We start from the raw sequence: 16,571 nt of genomic DNA, 5'->3' as shown, positions 1-16,571 counted from the left end.
TAGCACTTTGAATCGCTGCACGTTCTTATCCTTAAAGGAAACATCCAGTAGAACGGTGCGAGGTTTGGTGGCGGGGACCGCTTCAGCAGCCCCGATGGTTGCATTCGCGGAATCTTAAGTTTCGCCGGCTACCGTCCCGTTGATTCCGCAGTACATCGCATGATGCGATCGGTGGGTGACGGCTGTTCCGTCAATCCGATTCTGCCCGCGGGGCCTGGGAGGTGGTCCCGTCGGCAGTCTCAGTGAGTGCTTCCCTTCTGCCCCTACAGAAGCGAAGTTCCGGTGGCTCGCTCGTCGGTGCTCCCGAATATCCCGACCGCGCGGACCTGTTTCCTCATAAAAACAACCGGGGTTCACAATGTCCGTCATCGATCGCCTTTTGCAGCGCCTGCGCATAGTCACAAAGGTCCTCCTCTTCGTGGTCCCGCTGGTGGCGCTGATCGCCGGGATCGGCCTCGTCGGCTTCTTCACTGCCCGCACCCTCAACGGGCACATGACCGTGACGCGCGAAACCATCAACAATCTTTCTGATTTCCAGGCGCTGCGCAGCGCGCTACAGAGCTTCATCGATGATCCCAACGAGGCGACACGCGACGCGCTCGCAAAGGAGATCGACGATCAGGAAGAGGGTGTCAAAGCTCTTGACGCCCTGCTGACGCGCGATGAAGACAGAGCCCAGATCGCCTCGGTGGTTGCGCTCGGCGATCAGATGCATAGTCAGGCGGACAAGCTCTGGGCGGTGAAGGTCGAGCGGGACGCGGCCACGACGTCCCTCGAAGCGGCACTTGCCGAAATGACAAAGAACGGCAACGGCGCCTACAAGCAGATCGACATCATCCGACAAGAATCGGGCGAGAAGGAAGCCTTCGCGAAAGCGCTGCTTTTCGACGCGGCCGCCTATCAGGGCCTTGCGGAGCGGATCAAGAAATTCCGGCTGCCGGTGACCATGGCTGTCAATCCCGACGCGAAGATCGAGCAGGCGAACAAGCTCTTCCCGCATCTGATGAAGCAGATCGATGAATCGGAAAAGATCGCCTCAGACAAGGTCAAGAAGCCGATCGGCGAGCTCAAGGAACAGGCCCTGAAGGTCCAATCGATCCTAAAAGGTGCGGCGGACAACGAAGGCAAGAAGAACGCGCTCGTGCCGATCCTCAGCAAATTCTCCAAGTACGAAGCCGACTTCGCCAAGGAGGCGGCCAAGAACTCCGATACGGCGGCCAAGCGCTTCGTCGGCATGGACGGCGAAATCTCGACGCTGAAGACGCTGATCGCTCTGATGGGGGAAACGTTCAAGGGTTTGGACAACACTCGTTTTCACATCAGCGAACTGCACCGCCGGCTCGACCAGGAAAGCCGTGAGCTGGCGATAAGCGACGTGAATGCGGTCCGTGAAGCGGCCGGCAAGCTCTCCGAACTCGGCGGCAAGAACGCGGCGCTGCGTGACCTGCCGGCCAAGCTCGGGCCCTCGCTTGACAATATCGAGAAGGGTACCGCCGCGCTGATCGATGTGGGTGCACGCTGGCAGGCAGCGAAGAGCGAGGCTGCGATGCTCGTCGCTGAGGCAAGCGGCACGCTGGAGGGGTTCGTCAGCAACGCTCAGGAAGCTGGCAAACAGGACAGCCAGCGCTCGGCAACTGTCTCCATCATCGCAATGGTTGCCGGGACACTGCTCGCGATCATCGGTGGGCTGATGCTCGTCGAGACACTGCGCGGTCCGCTGAAACGCGTCACCGAGACGATGACGCGGCTTGCGAACGGTGATCTCGAAGTGGCGATCGAGGGTCGCAATCGCGGCGATGAGATAGGCGATATGGTACGGTCGGTTGCCGTGTTCCGCGACAATGCGATGGAGAACGTGCGGCTGGAACGGGAGGCAGAAGCCGCCCGCGCGCTGTCGGCCCAGGAAGAGGCACGCCGGGCGCAAGAGCGTGCTCGTATCGAAGCCGAGCAGATGCAAGCACTCAACGCGTTATCCGATGTGCTTGCCGAGCTCGCTGCGGGCAATCTGGAGGAGGGCATAGCGGAAGACCTGCCGTCCGACTACGTGATCATGGCCCGAACCTACAACAACGCCGTCGAGGCTCTTCGCGCGACGCTGATGGACGTCCGGCTCGTGACAGAGGAGATTACCGGCGGCACAGGCAATCTGGCCGCTTCGTCCGACGATCTTGCGCGCCGCACCGAGCAGCAGGCGGCGGCGCTGGAGGAAAGCTCTCGGGCACTTCGTCAGCTTACCGAGATCGTCCGTGCGACCGCCGAAAGCGCCCGGCAGACCACGGTCTCGGTCGACGAGACGAATTCCTACGCACAACATTCCGGCCAAGTGGTCGCCAAAGCGATCGATGCCATGGCGGAAATCAACCGCTCCTCGGAGAAGATCGGCACGATCATCGGGGTAATCGACGAGATCGCCTTCCAGACGAACCTCCTGGCGCTGAATGCCGGCGTCGAGGCGGCGCGCGCCGGCGAGGCGGGCCGCGGCTTTGCCGTCGTGGCGCAGGAAGTCCGTGAACTGGCGCAGCGCTGTGCCGGGGCCGCACGCGAGATTAAGGAACTGATCTCCGTGAGCTCCACCCAGGTGCGCAGCGGCGTTGCGCTGGTGCAGGAGACCGGCGATGCGCTGTCGGTCATCAACGATCACATCGCGACCATCCATCGACTCGTCAGCAATATCGAAGCCGCCGCTGCCGACCAGTATACGGGCCTCAACGAGGTCAACGCGGCCGTTCACGAGGTCGAACTGATCACTCAGCAGAACGCCGCGATGGTGGAGGAGAATACGGCCGAAATCCACGGCTTGCGCCGGCAGGTGGAGGTGCTCAACGAGAAGATCGAGCGCTTCAAGACCGGGACGGGCGGACAGGGCACGCAGGGCCGGCGCGGTTACACCTACGCGGCCTAAGTCGAGATTTGCCCCTCACCCTAACTCTCTCCCCGGTGGCGGTGAGAGGGGACGTGTCTCGTAGCGGCCGCCGGTTGCAGTGGCCCCTTAAGGGGCGCTGCTGCGAGTCCCTTCGCCCCGCTTGCGGGAAGGCGGCGGCAGGTGGATGAGGGGGCAAATTCGTCGCCCGCTTGATCCGACTTGAAATACAAAGATCAGCCGCCGGTCACGCTCATATGGCGGGCCACGGCCGGGCGGTTGTGCTCGCGGTCGATGATGAAGTCATGGCCCTTTGGCTTACGGCCGATCGCCTCGTCAATGACCTGGGCGAGATAGGCGTCGTCGTCGGTGGCGCGCAGGGCGGCGCGAAGGTCGGCTGCATCGTTCTGGCCGAGACACATATAGAGCGTGCCCGTACAGGTGAGACGCACGCGGTTGCAGCTTTCGCAGAAATTGTGCGTGAGCGGGGTGATGAGGCCGAGGCGGCCGCCGGTTTCCGCAACCTCGACATAGCGGGCGGGGCCGCCGGTGCGGTAGGCGATGTCCTTCAGCGTGAACTCAGTTTCGAGCCGCGCGCGCATTTCCGACAGCGGCAGGTAGTGATCGGTCCTGTCCTCATCGACCTCGCCCATCGGCATTGTCTCGATCAGCGTCAGGTCCATGCCGCGGCCATGCGCCCAGCGCATCAATTCCGGAATCTCCGTGTCATTGAAACCCTTGAGGGCGACGGCGTTGATCTTGACCTTGAGTCCGGCCGCCTGCGCCGCATCGATGCCTTCGAGCACCTTAGCGAGTTCCCCCCAGCGGGTGATCTGGCGGAACTTGTCGGGATCGCGCGTATCGAGCGACACATTGATGCGACGCACGCCGCAATCGGCAAGCTCGGCCGCGTATCTGGCCAGTTGCGAGCCGTTGGTGGTGAGCGTCAGTTCGTCGAGCCGACCCGCTTCGATCTCCTGCCCGAGTTCACGCACAAGGAACATGATGTTCTTGCGCACCAGCGGCTCGCCGCCGGTGAGTCTCAGCTTGCGCACGCCCTTGGCGATGAAGGCGGAACAGAGCCGCTTCAGCTCCTCGAGCGTCAGCAGGTCCTTTTTCGGCAGGAAGGTCATGTGTTCCGCCATGCAGTAGGTGCAGCGGAAGTCGCAGCGGTCGGTGACCGAGACGCGCAGATAGGTGACCGCTCGACCGAAGGGATCGATCATCGGAGCGGCTGTCGTCTCGAGCGGTCGCGCGTTGGTCTGGTTAATGGCGGCGGTGTTCAAATCTTTTCTCCCAACGGCCTTCAATGTCGTGGGCAAAAAAGGTCGCGTCAAGGCGCATACTGTCGCAAACTGTTTCAAATATCGGGGAAGGCGTATCGAGGAGATTTCCGTCCGTTCAATTCTGCTTTACTTGAGCGGGTGACGAACACGGAGCAACGATGATGAGCGAATTCTGGCCGACCGAACTGCGTGTATCGAAAGATCGCTGCCGGCTGACGGTGACCTTCGACGACGGCGCTTCCTTCGACTTGTCTGCCGAGCTCCTGCGTGTTCTCTCGCCCTCGGCCGAGGTGCAGGGGCACGGGCCGGGCCAACGGGTGACGGTGCCGGGCAAGCGCAATGTCCAGATCATTTCGGTCCAGCCGACGGGCAACTACGCGGTGCGGATCGGGTTCGACGATTTCCATGACACCGGCATCTATACCTGGACCTATTTGCGGGAACTCGGCGAGAAGGGCGAGGAGCTCTTCAGGGCCTATGAGCAGGAGCTCGCCGAAAAGGGGATGTCGCGCGACAAATCGGAAAAGCCGCGCTGATGCGCATACATTGAATCTCCGAAGCGTTGCACATCGCGCGCAATGGCCTAATTTTCTGATATTTCGGCGTCCTCCTTGAGCAGCACGGTGATGAGCCGCTCCATCGACTGGGCGATAACCGTACACTCATCGATCGTATCGGCCGCGAGCGATTTGTCGATCAGCGCCGTTTGAATCTCCATCGCTTCCTCTGTGAGCGTACGCCCCTCCGATGTAAGCGACAGCCGCAGGATGCGCTTGTCCCGTTCATCGCCCCGGCGTTCGATCAGGCCGCGCTTTTCGAGCTGCGGCAGCAGCATGCTCATATTCGAGCGGCCGACGAGCAGCTTACGCGCAAGCTCCTGCTGCGTGATGCCTTCGAAGCGATAGAGGTTAATCAGAATGTCCAGATGCGGCGGCTTGACATCGAGGTGGGCAAGCGCACGCGTCAGTGCCTGCTGCATCAACTGGCAGGCGCGGGCGACGGCGATCCAGCTGCGGAAGCGGGGATGATCCCAGGGAAAGTGATGGTGCTCAGTTGTCACTTGCTTTTTGTTCATCGTTGTACAATTATGTTCATGATTGAACATTTCAAGAGAGTACCACTATGGCACCCTTTGCGACCAAGGTCATCCGTCTGTCGCTGAAGGCCGTCTCCGCGGTTTCAGCCGAGGCAGCCGGCAGAGCGGCGTTCTGGATATTCTGCCGCACACCGAGCCGCAAGCCGAGGAACGGCAAGGAGGCGGCCCTTTTGAAGGCTGCGGCACCGGTCATGGAGCGGTCGCAGCGGGTCACATTGTCCTTCGCCGGAGGCTGGGTGGTCGCCCGTCATTTCGAGCGGCGTCCGGGTGGCAGCGGGCCGCGGGTCCTGCTTGCACACGGCTGGGGATCACGCAGCGATTATCTGGCGACGATGATCGAGGGCCTGCTCTCGTCCGGCGCGGAGGTCATCGCCCTCGACTGGCCCGGACACGGGGCATCGCCCGGACGCTCGCTGACCATGCCGCAGGCTGTCCGGGCGATCGATGCCGCCTGGCGCCACTTCGACGGTTTCGATGTCGGCATTGGCCATTCTTTCGGCGGTGCGAGCCTCGCCTGTGCGGCCGGTGCGGTGCTCTGCGACGTGCCCGCGCGCGTACCGGAGAAGCTGGTGCTGATCGGCGCGCCGAGCGAAATGACATGGTCGTTCAAGGGCTTCGGCAAGGTATTGAATCTCGCGCCGAAAGCCCAGGCGGCTTTCGAAGGTACGGTCGAGCGTCTGTCGGGGCGCCGCGTCGACGGCTTTGATGCGACCCGCATTCTTGCCGCATTGCGCAAGCCTGTGCTCGTCATCCATGCCGAGGACGACAAGGAGGTCCCCGCCGAGCACGCCCGCCGTTACGGCACGGTCGGCCCGAACGTCGAATTGCACTGGGCGAACGGTTTCGGCCATCGTCGCATCGTTTCCGCAGCACCCGTCATCGACAAGATCTCGGCATTTCTTGCACAGGAAAGAAGAGAGTCCCGCCTGAGAAGAATCGCCTGATGGCGTCATAAGCGCGTCATGTTATTCCTCGAAACGAACACGCGCGGATGGCGCTTTCGTTGCGCGGGTGACGTTGCAGGAGGGGGACATGACGATCATCAGGACGATCGAAGAACTGAAGACGCTCTACGGCGAAACGAGCGAGGCGTCGATCGTCAAGGTGACGACGGCGCTGACGGCCGAATATCGGCAGATGATCGAGGCCTCGCCCTTCGCGGCACTCGCGACCATCGGACCGGAAGGGCTCGATTGTTCGCCGCGCGGTGACGGCCACTCTGTCGTCCGCGTCGCCGACGACAGGACCGTGCTGATGCCGGACTGGCGCGGTAACAACCGGGCGGATTCGCTTGCCAACATCGTCCGCGATCCGCGAGTGGCGCTCCTGTTCCTAGTGCCAGGCTCGAACACGACGATGCGCATCAACGGCACGGCCGTGATTAGCGTCGATCCGGCCCTGACCGGTTCGTTCGAGGTCGACGGAAAACATCCGCGCAGCGTCATCGTCGTTACGATCGGCGAGGTCTATTTCCAGTGCGCCCGGGCCCTGATTCGGTCGCAGCTTTGGAACCCGGAGCGCTTCGTCGATCCGGCGTCGCTGCCGACGGCTGGCGCGCTGCTCAAGGCCGCCAAGGCTGATTTCGACAAGGAAACCTACGATCGCGAATGGCCCGGGCGGGCGGCGAAGACGATGTGGTAGGGCTACGGTCAATCAAGCACTCGACCGGTCTTGCCTATGTTTGAAGCACCCACGGACGACAGGTGGAATCCATGCCCCACATGATCTTCGTCAACCTGCCGGTAGCCGATCTTGCTAAGTCCAAGGCCTTTTACGAGGCGATCGGCGCGGTGAACCAGCCCAAGTTTACGGACGAAACCGCCGCGTGCATGGTGTTCTCCGAGACAACCTTCATAATGCTGCTCACGCACGACAAGTTCAGTCAGTTCACGTCCAAGCGGATCGCAGACGCGCATATGACGAGCGAAATGCTGCTCGTCATTTCGCAGGAGAGCCGCGAAGCGGTGGACGCGATCACCGACAAGGCGGTCGCGGCCGGTGGACGCGAAGTGCGCGACAAGTCGCAGGACACGGCCTTCATGTACAGCCGCTGCTTTGAGGATCTCGACGGCCATATCTGGGAGCCGCTGTGGATGCACCCGGAAGCGGCCGTGCAAGTGCCCGAGGCATTCGCCAATTCGGCCGCTTGATCGCGCTAAGGTCGTCGCCGCCCGCGACGACGCAATCCGTCCTTAGCGGCGGTAGATCAGCCAGTTGCGGCTGGAATCCTTGCGCATGCCTTCCTCGAAGAGCATCGTCCGGTTGCGTCCGGCATTCTTGGCGGCGTAGAGGGCAATGTCCGCCTTGTTATAGAGATCGACCGGGTCCTCTGCCGCAGTCGCCATGCAGACGCCTACGGAAAGGGTGATCGGTCCATAGTTGACGCCAGTCCTGGAGTTCTTGAACGGCGTGCCTGCCAGCACCATGCGGATGCGGTCGGCGGCTTGCAGGCATTCCTCCTGGCTGCTGTCGCCGAGGATGACGGCAAACTCCTCGCCGCCGGTGCGCGCGACGAAGGCGTCGCGCCGGAGATTTGCTCGGATAACGTTGCCTACGGTCGCCAGGATCTTATCGCCGACCGGATGGCCGAAACTGTCGTTGACCTTCTTGAAGTGGTCGATGTCGGCGACGAGGAGGCCGGTGAAGGTCCGTAGATGCTCGTTGTTGTAGACGGCAGCGAGGTTCTCGTCGAAGGCGCGGCGATTGGCAAGCCGCGTCAGCGAGTCGGTGTTGGCTATACGCTTGTACTCGTCGAGCTCCTGGCGGATGACCTCCATCTCGAAGGACTTCTGAACGACGGTCTGCACCCGTTCCTTGCCCTGGTTCATGGTGTCGACCGTCGCCTCGCTCAAGAGGCAGATCGCGTGGCGCAGGATATCGGCGCTCGCTGCACTCTTGCTGGTGATGTTGACGTAAGCCTCGTCAAGAACCTTGTTATAGCTCTCGAGCGCCGACTGCTCCTCCTTCAGAAGGCTGACGAGGTCCGCGAGCTTTGTTGCGAGCGTGCTGTGTGCCCGTTCGATACCGTTCGGGTGGTGAACATGGCTGAAATAGCGCGCGCCGATCGCGTCGAGCTCCTCCTGGGTCGCGCGGCTGCCCAGCGCGGCAAGGTCCTTCGACAGCTGCGGGTTCGAGCCGAGATAGGCTTCGTAATAGAGTTCGTAGTTGCGCGGTAGCTGCGCGACACCCATCAGCCGCATCGCATGTGTGATCTGCCCGGCAATATCGGGCGTCGAAATCCTGCCAGAGGTTGCGGTTTGCATATGCAAGCCTTTAATTTAATTGTCTCTAATGAGTGCCGATTTTTAGGGGCAAATGATTTGCGAACTCTTAACGATTGCTTGGTCGCATTGAGACAATTCGATCGATTTTCCGTCGAGGAAAAGCGAGTTCCTGCGGTCGCCGCAGTCCAGGCGAGGGCCGCGGCCCCGATGGCCGCGGCCGGAGATGCGATCAGGCGGGGCTGATCATGGTCTCGGGACGCACGATCACGTCGAACTCTTCATCCGTCACATAACCGCCGCCGACGGCCTCTTCACGCAGAGTCGTGCCGTTCTTGTGCGCGGTCTTGGCGATCTTGGCGGCATTGTCGTAGCCGATCTTCGGCGCCAGTGCGGTCACCAGCATCAATGAACGCTCGAGAGCGGCCTTGATGTTGTCCTCGCGTGCCTCGATGCCGACGACGCAATTGTCGGTGAAGGAGATAGCTGCATCGGCGAGGAGCTGCACCGATTGCAGGAAGTTGTAGGCCATCAGGGGATTGTAGACGTTGAGCTCGAAATGACCCTGGCTGCCGGCGAAGGTCAGCGCCGCGTGGTTGCCGAAGACCTGGACGCAGACCTGCGTCAGCGCCTCGCACTGGGTCGGATTGACCTTGCCTGGCATGATCGACGAGCCGGGCTCGTTTTCCGGCAGCGACAGCTCGCCGAGACCGGAGCGCGGGCCGGAACCGAGGAAGCGGATATCGTTGGCAATCTTGAAGAGGGCGGCCGCGGAGGCGTTGATGGCCCCGTGGCTGAAGACCATCGAATCGTGCGCCGCCAGCGCTTCGAACTTGTTCGGCGCCGAGGTAAAGGCGATGCTGGTGATCGCGGCGATCTCTTGCGCCACCTTTTCGGCAAAGCCGACGGGAGCGTTGAGGCCGGTACCGACGGCGGTTCCGCCCTGGGCGAGTTCGCAGAGTCCGGGAAGCGTCATCTCGATCCGCTTGATCGAGGAGGCAACCTGCGCCGCGTAGCCGGAAAACTCCTGGCCGAGCGTCAGCGGCGTCGCGTCCTGGGTGTGCGTACGGCCGATCTTGATGATGTGGTCGAAGGCTTTCACCTTCTCCTCGAGCGCCTTGTGCAGGTGCTTGAGCGCCGGCAGCAGGTCGTGGATGACGCGTTCCGCGCAGGCAATGTGCATCGCCGTCGGATAGGTATCGTTCGACGACTGGCTCATATTGACGTGGTCGTTCGGGTGAACGGGCTTTTTCGAGCCCATCACGCCGCCGAGCAATTCGATAGCCCGGTTGGAGATGACTTCGTTGGCATTCATGTTCGACTGCGTGCCGGAGCCCGTCTGCCAGACGACGAGCGGGAAATGGTCGTTGAGCTTGCCGTCGATCACCTCCTGCGCGGCCTTGACGATGGCGTCGCCGATCTCGGTATCGAGGCGCCCGAGCGCCATATTGGCGCGGGCGGCGGCCTGCTTCACGATGCCGAGCGCGCGGACGATTGCCAGCGGCTGCTTTTCCCAACCAATCTTGAAGTTGCCGAGCGAGCGCTGGGCCTGGGCGCCCCAGTAGCGGTCGCTCGCCACTTCGATGGGCCCGAACGTATCTGTTTCCGTACGCGTCGATGTCATCGTGATACCTGCTTTCATCATGCGCTTCCTGAAGCCAAGGCGAAGACCCGGGTCTCAGCCGGACCTCCCCGGTGCCGGGCATTTCTCTGCCCCGCCCATATCGGCTTGTAAAGGGGTCGTACGGGCCCGGAGCGCCTACAATCGTTTGAATTGTTGCGCTGCGGCAGTCCGCTGGTCAGGCGACGGCTGCTCCGCTCGCATGCCCTTTCCGTCGACCGGCGATGTGACCTTTCCGTCACATTCTGAGTCTTCCGTCTTCGCAGCCTTTCGGCCGTCGGTGCCATGCAAGGCGCTGTTCGAAGAGACAAAAGATTTGCGAATCAATTTTTTACGGAGCTGCGCTTCGAGGTTCGGATGACTGAAATAGGCACAACCATAAGGGCTCTCAGGCAGATTTGCGGCCGGTCGTTTCCTTTTCATTCACCATCCTTTTCTATAAGTGCTCGAAGCACGAGGGCGTGGCGAGAATCTGGCAGCGGCCGAATTCGGCAGCAACGCGATACGGGGACATTTGTACTTATGAACATCATCAAATCGGCAGCGATTGTCGCGCTCATGAGCGGCTGTGCGATTGCAACCATCGATGTGCGGCCGGCATCTGCAATCACGTTCATGGATTTCATCCGTGGCGGCAAGAGGCGGGCGGCGCCGGAGCAGGTGCAGCCGGCTCAGCCGCTGCCAGGCATGAACACGCTAGCGCCGCAGCGCATGGAAGAGGTGGCGAAGCCTCCGCGCATTACCGGCCCGCGTTACTACACCTACAAAGCCGAGCCGCTGCGCAGGATCGCAACCGACAGATTACTCGATCCGGTTGTTACTGGCTCGGTGCGAAAATATGACCTGCCACCCATGGTGCGTGCCCCGGTTTCGGATGCCCGCCAATTCCTGCCGCAAGTCGATGTGCGCGCCACGGCCAATGTCGCAAAGGCGGTGGAGAGCTTTTACGCTGCGCACAGTGATTTCCTCTGGGTTCAAGGCAGCGACGTGAATGCTCGCGCCAAATCGGCGCTCGCAGTGCTCAAAGACGCAGCGAAGGTCGGGCTCGATCCGATGGATTACGCAGTTGCGGTTCCCGCCGACGATTTCGATCGTGGCGACATTGTTGCGCGTCAAAAGGAGCTCGTCCGCTTCGAACTCGCAATGTCCGCGGCAGTGCTCACCTATGTCCAGGACACCGTGCGCGGTCGCATCGATCCGAACAAGATATCCGGCTACCACGACTTCAAGCGAAAGAACGTCGATCTCTTCGCGTTTCTCGAAAAAGTCGCAGAAGGCGATGGTATCGTCGCTCTTATCGACGGGCAAAATCCGAAAAGCCCGCAATTCGCGGCCCTCAAGCAGGAGCTGGAGCGGCTCAGGGCAGAAAAGGACGCGGGTCCTCGTGTGGAAATTACGCCGGGGACGTTGCTGAAGCCGGGCGAAAGCAACCCTGAGCTTGCCAACGTCATTGCGGGCATCAAGCTCAAGGCCTCAGAGGCGCTGAAGGCGGAGCATGCGGTGGTGCTGGCAGGCTACCAGGGCACGCCTGACTATACGCCCGAGCTCGTGTCCCTGGTCGAAGCGTTTCAGAAGGAGCAGGGCCTCAAAGCGGATGGGGTCGTTGGGCAGGCGTCGATCCGCGTGCTCACCGGTGGCGACACGATCGCTCAGAAGATCAACAAGGTCGAGATCGCGATGGAGCAGGCGCGCTGGCTGCCGGACGGTCTCGGCGATCGCTACGTCTTCATCAATCAGTCGGCCTTTACCGCATCCTACACGGAGCAGGGGACCGAGCAGTTCTCCATGCGCGTGGTGGTCGGTTCGAAGACGAACCAGACCTATTTCTTCCAGGATGAGATCCAGACCGTGGAGGTCAACCCCTATTGGGGCGTGCCGCAGTCGATCATCGTCAACGAGATGCTTCCGAAGCTCAGAAGCGATCCCAACTATCTCGATCGCATGGGCTATCAGGTCGAAGTCGGTGGTCGTGTCGTACCGTCATCGGCAGTGAACTGGTACGGATCGACGACCTCGGTCGCGGTGCGCCAGCCGCCGAGCAGTGACAATGCACTCGGTGAGCTCAAGATCCTCTTCCCGAACTCTCATGCGATATACATGCATGACACGCCTTCGAAGAGCTTCTTCAAGCGCGATCAGCGCGCCTTGAGCCATGGCTGCGTGCGCCTTGCCGAGCCGCGCCGCATGGCGGCCGCCGTGCTCGGCATCAGCATCGACGAGGTCGGGGTGGAAATCGCGAGCGGTCGCAACAAGGCGCTACAGCTGCCCCAGAAGGTGCCGGTCTACGTCTCCTATTTCACCGCGTGGCCGAACAAGGACGGCAAGGTCGAGTATTTCAACGACGTCTACGAGCGCGATATGTATATGAACCGCGCATTCGAGGCGACGCGCATTGCGCGGCAGCAAGCCGAGGGATGAGGGGGTGGGCCGCGGAAGCGGCCCTCTTCATTTCGCCTTTTGCCCGAGAACCGTCCTGACAAGGTCGGGCGTCAGTTCGTCGAAATGCTTGATGATCCGGTCGGGCGAGAGGCTTTCGATCGGCACATCGGAGTAGCCGAAGGGTACGGCGATTGATGGAACGGAAGCGTTGCGGGCGACCAGGATGTCATTGAGGCTGTCGCCGACCATCACGGCGTGTTCCGCGACAGCGCCGGCATTGGCCACCGTCGAGAGGAGGTGCTCGGCATGGGGCTTGCGGACGGAGAAAGTGTCGCCGCCGGAAATGGCGGCAAAGCGATCGATGAGACCGAGGCCGTCAAGCAGACGCTTCGCCAGCATTTCCGGCTTGTTTGTGCAGACGGCAAGTTTCAGGCCTGCATCCTGCAAGCGATCGAGCGCAGCGATCAGTCCCGGATAGGGCAGAGATTCGCCTGGCATCGATCCGTGATAAAAATCAACGAACTCCTTCATCTGCCAGGTCAGTTCCTCCTCGCTGAGCGCCTTGCCGCGCAGGGCGAAGGTGCGCTCGATCATGGCGCGCGCACCGTGGCCGACGAGGTGTGTGAGGTCGGCATAGGTAACCGGTTCTATACCTGCCTGGGTCACAGCATGGTTCAGGCTGGCGACGAGGTCGGGCGCCGTGTCGACAAGGGTACCGTCGAGATCGAAGACGACTAGGGGCAGGGACACGGCAACCTCGTTCTGCAAAACCTTGTCCGTTTGGGTAGGCGAAGTCGGCGCGGAATGCAATGACGACCCTGCTGCATGTGTCCTTAAGTCCTATCCGACTTAAGGATGAAAAACATGCAGTGCTCGAAAGCGCTACAGCGACCTTTGCACGTCTGGCAGGACGCGCGGCGACGTAGGTCGTGGCGCTGCTCGAATCCGGTGCAGGCCGCGCATTTTGGCTTTCGTTTGCCGCAACGGGCGTGTAAGTGTCTCAGCGGAATTGGGGCGGGAACGGCAAAAGGCCGCTCTTCGCAAAGTGATAGACAGGGAGCGAGTGGCGCATGGACGCCCGCCAAATGAAGGTCAAGGCCGCTCAAGCAGCGCTTGAATATGTCGAAAGCGGTATGCGGCTTGGAATCGGCACCGGTTCGACTGCCGAGGAGTTCGTCCGGTTGCTGGCCGAAAAGGTCGCGTCCGGGTTCCAGATCACCGGTGTTCCGACCTCCGAGCGCACGGCGCGGCTCTGCCTCGAACTCGGCGTACCCTTGAAGTCGCTCGACGAGTTACCGGAACTGGATCTGACGATCGACGGCGCCGACGAAGTCGACGGAAAGCTGCGCCTGATCAAGGGCGGAGGGGGCGCACTGCTGCGCGAAAAGATCGTGGCTAGCGCTTCCGCACGGATGATCGTGATCGCCGACGAATCGAAGGTCGTCGACGTGCTCGGCGCGTTCAAGCTGCCGATCGAAGTCAACCCGTTCGGTCAGATCGCTACGAGGCTGGCGATCGAAAAAACAGCGGCGCGCTTGGGTTTGACGGGCGATATCGTCGTGCGCACCTCGGGCGACGGTCCTTTCATGACCGACGGCGGACACCTCATTCTCGATGCATCTTTTGGCCGTATTCCTGATGCAGAGGCGCTCGCGACGGAGTTGAACGCCATTCCGGGGGTGGTCGAGCACGGACTCTTCATCGGCATGGCGTCGATAGCGATCATTGCGGGTCCGGAGGGGGCGAGAACGCTGACGGCATCCTGAGCCAGCGCGGCCGGTTCGTGAGGTGCTGCTGCAGCACGGGGTCGAAGACAGATTTCCGCACATGTCTGCCAGGCGGCGGCGATCGGCCGGGCGGCACGTGCCAACACAGGAGCATGGATAAAATGAACAAACTTGCAGGTCTTGCCCGCACATTCGCAGCCGCTGCCATCCTTCTTTCGGCAGCGGTTCCGGCTGTACAGGCACAGGACGTGACAGAAGATCAGATCAAGGCGGCGCGTGCGACGATCGCGGCGCTCGGTGTTACTAACACCTTCGACAACATCCTGCCGAATCTGGCGGAACGGTTGAAGAACACACTGATCCAGGCGTCGCCGAACCATCAGGAGTTGATCACCGCGACCGTCGATGAGAAGGCGCTTGGCCTTGCCGCGCGTCGCTCGGATCTCGAACGTGAGGCGGCGACCATCTACGCCAAGACCTTCACGGTCGAAGAGCTGAACGCGATCACCGAATTCTACAAATCCGCGGCTGGCAAGAAGCTTCTAAACGACGGCCCGATCGCCTCGCGCGAACTCTTGAAGGCAGCCGACATCTGGGCGGCCGGCGTTTCGCGCGATCTCACCAACGAGGCCACCAAATCGCTCGACGAGAAGATCGGCACTGCGCCTGCGGCCGACGCCGCTGCTCCGGCGCCCGCGCAATGACGAACTGACGACGACGCGGGCAGCTAGGCTGTCCGAGGGAAGCCCGGAGCGATCCGGGCTTTTCTTTTTTTGCGTCGCAATACTATATCAGGCGAACGCCGACTCCGCTCGCGCTTTCACATGTTTCCGACCGTCGCGTGCCGGTAGATCGTTCTTTTCAGGAGTTTTCTCATGAGCGCTTTCGACTATGACCTCTTCGTGATCGGCGGCGGTTCGGGCGGTGTGAGAAGCGGGCGGCTGGCGGCAGCAATGGGCAAGAAGGTCGCGATCGCGGAGGAGTTTCGCTATGGCGGCACCTGCGTGATCCGCGGCTGCGTGCCGAAAAAGCTCTACGTCTATGCCTCGCAATATTCCGAGCATTTCGAGGATGCCGCCGGTTTTGGCTGGACCGTGGGTGAAAGCCGTTTCGACTGGCGGAAACTGGTCGCGGCGAAGGAACAGGAGATCACCCGGCTCGAGGGACTTTATCGCAAAGGTCTCGCCAATGCCGGTGCGGAGATCCTCGATACGCGGGCGGAACTTACGGGACCGAACACGGTGCGGCTCCTCGCCAGCGGCAAGACGGTGACGGCGGAACGGATCGTTATCGCCGTCGGCGGGCATCCGAGCCCGCACGATGCGTTGCCGGGACATGAACTCTGCATCACTTCCAATGAAGCCTTCGATCTGCCGGAGCTGCCGAAATCGATCCTGATCGCCGGCGGCGGCTATATCGCGGTGGAGTTCGCCAACATCTTCCACGGGCTCGGCGTCGAGACGACACTGATCTATCGCGGCAAGGAGATTCTCTCGCGTTTCGACCAGGATATGCGGCGCGGTCTGCACGCCGCCATGGAGGAGAAGGGCATCCGCGTCCTCTGCGAGGATATCATCCAATCGGTGTCGGTCGATGCAAATGGACGGCGCGTCGCGAAGACCATGAAGGACAGGGAGATCGTCGTCGATCAGGTGATGCTGGCGCTCGGCCGCGTGCCGAACACGAAGGGGCTCGGGCTGGAAGCGGCTGGTGTCAAGACCAATGAACTGGGCGCAATCATCGTCGATGCCTATTCGCGCACGAGCGCGCCGGGCATCTATGCGCTCGGCGACGTTACCGACCGCGTGCAATTGACGCCCGTGGCGATCCACGAGGCCATGTGCTTCATCGAAACTGAATACAAGAACAATCCGACCTCGCCGGATCACGATCTGATCGCGACCGCAGTGTTCTCGCAGCCGGAGATCGGCACAGTCGGCTTGAGCGAGGAGGCGGCGGCGCGAAAATTCGAGGAGCTCGAGGTCTACCGCGCCGAATTCCGGCCGATGAAGGCGACGCTGTCCGGCCGCGAGGAAAAGACCATCATGAAGCTCGTCGTCAATGCCGCCGACCGCAAGGTGGTGGGCGCGCACATCCTCGGCCACGACGCGGGCGAAATGGCGCAACTGCTGGGGATTTCCTTGAAGGCCGGGTGCACGAAGGACGACTTCGACCGCACCATGGCCGTTCATCCGACCGCCGCGGAAGAACTCGTCACGATGTATCAGCCGAGCTACCGCGTGAAGGGCGGCGAGCGAATCGGTTGAGCCGAGCAGCACGGTTGGTCGACCAACAGCCAAGGTCCACGTTTTCTGGTAGAATGGCTTTCCAAGCCCTTTGTTAACGTTTATAAGCCCGCATCCGCGAAGTGGCGGGCCGGG

General features: G+C 61.6%; 15 protein-coding genes. 9 read left to right on the top strand and 6 right to left on the bottom strand.

The features are described from left to right. Nucleotides 1–358: 358 nt before the first annotated feature. Nucleotides 359–2,902 (top strand): methyl-accepting chemotaxis protein, encoded by a 2,544-nt coding sequence (locus tag AYK65_RS08790; protein WP_081158188.1) that lies wholly within the window; start codon nt 359–361, stop codon nt 2,900–2,902. A 194-nt stretch (nt 2,903–3,096) separates the two neighbouring features. Here the strand turns inward: AYK65_RS08790 and moaA are convergent, their stop codons facing one another. Next, complete coding sequence (gene moaA, locus AYK65_RS08785) at nt 3,097–4,146, bottom strand: GTP 3',8-cyclase MoaA (RefSeq protein WP_081158187.1); 1,050 nt, start codon at nt 4,144–4,146, stop codon at nt 3,097–3,099. Between the two features lie 161 nt (nt 4,147–4,307). On the opposite strand from moaA, the gene AYK65_RS08780 reads away from it, so the two are divergent. Beyond that, nucleotides 4,308–4,682, top strand: a complete 375-nt coding sequence (locus AYK65_RS08780) for a gamma-butyrobetaine hydroxylase family protein (protein WP_026613917.1) — start codon at nt 4,308–4,310, stop codon at nt 4,680–4,682. 47 nt (nt 4,683–4,729) lie between these two features. Here the strand turns inward: AYK65_RS08780 and AYK65_RS08775 are convergent, their stop codons facing one another. Further along, a complete protein-coding gene (locus AYK65_RS08775; RefSeq protein WP_046120867.1) occupies nt 4,730–5,221 on the bottom strand; it encodes a MarR family winged helix-turn-helix transcriptional regulator in 492 nt (163 codons plus the stop codon). Between the two features lie 47 nt (nt 5,222–5,268). Here AYK65_RS08775 and AYK65_RS08770 point away from each other — a divergent pair, with 47 nt between their 5' ends. The 3 genes from AYK65_RS08770 to AYK65_RS08760 all read left to right on the top strand — a co-directional run bounded on the left by AYK65_RS08770 (nt 5,269) and on the right by AYK65_RS08760 (nt 7,392). Then, on the top strand, nt 5,269–6,186 hold the full coding sequence (locus AYK65_RS08770; RefSeq protein ID WP_081158186.1) for an alpha/beta fold hydrolase: 918 nt from the start codon (nt 5,269–5,271) through the stop codon (nt 6,184–6,186). A gap of 88 nt (nt 6,187–6,274) precedes the next feature. After that, nucleotides 6,275–6,883 carry a pyridoxamine 5'-phosphate oxidase family protein gene (locus AYK65_RS08765; RefSeq protein ID WP_081158185.1) on the top strand — a complete coding sequence of 203 codons (609 nt, stop codon included), beginning with the start codon at nt 6,275–6,277 and terminating at the stop codon, nt 6,881–6,883. Nucleotides 6,884–6,954: 71 nt separating this feature from the next. Beyond that, nucleotides 6,955–7,392 carry a VOC family protein gene (locus AYK65_RS08760; protein WP_046120870.1) on the top strand — a complete coding sequence of 146 codons (438 nt, stop codon included), beginning with the start codon at nt 6,955–6,957 and terminating at the stop codon, nt 7,390–7,392. Nucleotides 7,393–7,434: 42 nt separating this feature from the next. On the opposite strand, the gene AYK65_RS08755 is transcribed toward AYK65_RS08760, so the two are convergent. The 3 genes from AYK65_RS08755 to AYK65_RS31580 all read right to left on the bottom strand — a co-directional run bounded on the left by AYK65_RS08755 (nt 7,435) and on the right by AYK65_RS31580 (nt 10,507). Next, the gene (locus AYK65_RS08755; protein ID WP_081158184.1) at nt 7,435–8,505 is read right to left on the bottom strand and encodes a GGDEF domain-containing protein; all 1,071 of its coding nucleotides are present in this window, start codon (nt 8,503–8,505) and stop codon (nt 7,435–7,437) included. 190 nt (nt 8,506–8,695) lie between these two features. Next, nucleotides 8,696–10,108: a class II fumarate hydratase gene (gene fumC, locus AYK65_RS08750; protein WP_139793154.1), complete on the bottom strand. Its 1,413-nt coding sequence runs from the start codon at nt 10,106–10,108 to the stop codon at nt 8,696–8,698. Nucleotides 10,109–10,222: 114 nt separating this feature from the next. Then, complete coding sequence (locus tag AYK65_RS31580) at nt 10,223–10,507, bottom strand: hypothetical protein (RefSeq protein WP_139793153.1); 285 nt, start codon at nt 10,505–10,507, stop codon at nt 10,223–10,225. Nucleotides 10,508–10,606: 99 nt separating this feature from the next. Here AYK65_RS31580 and AYK65_RS08745 point away from each other — a divergent pair, with 99 nt between their 5' ends. Beyond that, nucleotides 10,607–12,502, top strand: coding sequence for a L,D-transpeptidase family protein (locus tag AYK65_RS08745; protein WP_081158183.1), 1,896 nt, complete (start codon nt 10,607–10,609; stop codon nt 12,500–12,502). Between the two features lie 27 nt (nt 12,503–12,529). Here the strand turns inward: AYK65_RS08745 and AYK65_RS08740 are convergent, their stop codons facing one another. Continuing rightward, a complete protein-coding gene (locus AYK65_RS08740; protein WP_081158208.1) occupies nt 12,530–13,213 on the bottom strand; it encodes an HAD family hydrolase in 684 nt (227 codons plus the stop codon). A 320-nt stretch (nt 13,214–13,533) separates the two neighbouring features. Between AYK65_RS08740 and rpiA the strand changes: the two genes are divergently transcribed. The 3 genes from rpiA (at nt 13,534) to gor (ending at nt 16,457) form a co-directional block, all read left to right on the top strand. Further along, nucleotides 13,534–14,229: a ribose-5-phosphate isomerase RpiA gene (gene rpiA, locus AYK65_RS08735; RefSeq protein WP_046120875.1), complete on the top strand. Its 696-nt coding sequence runs from the start codon at nt 13,534–13,536 to the stop codon at nt 14,227–14,229. 122 nt (nt 14,230–14,351) lie between these two features. Then, the gene (locus tag AYK65_RS08730) at nt 14,352–14,894 is read left to right on the top strand and encodes a DUF2059 domain-containing protein (protein ID WP_026613927.1); all 543 of its coding nucleotides are present in this window, start codon (nt 14,352–14,354) and stop codon (nt 14,892–14,894) included. 171 nt (nt 14,895–15,065) lie between these two features. Beyond that, nucleotides 15,066–16,457: a glutathione-disulfide reductase gene (gor, locus tag AYK65_RS08725; RefSeq protein ID WP_046120876.1), complete on the top strand. Its 1,392-nt coding sequence runs from the start codon at nt 15,066–15,068 to the stop codon at nt 16,455–16,457. The last annotated feature ends 114 nt before the right edge of the window (nt 16,458–16,571 follow it).

It is taken from the genome of Ensifer aridi, from assembly GCF_002078505.1.
Taxonomy (GTDB): domain Bacteria; phylum Pseudomonadota; class Alphaproteobacteria; order Rhizobiales; family Rhizobiaceae; genus Sinorhizobium; species Sinorhizobium aridi.
The sequence above is the reverse complement of the archived record's forward strand: the minus strand, read 5'-3'. Positions and strand labels throughout refer to the sequence as shown.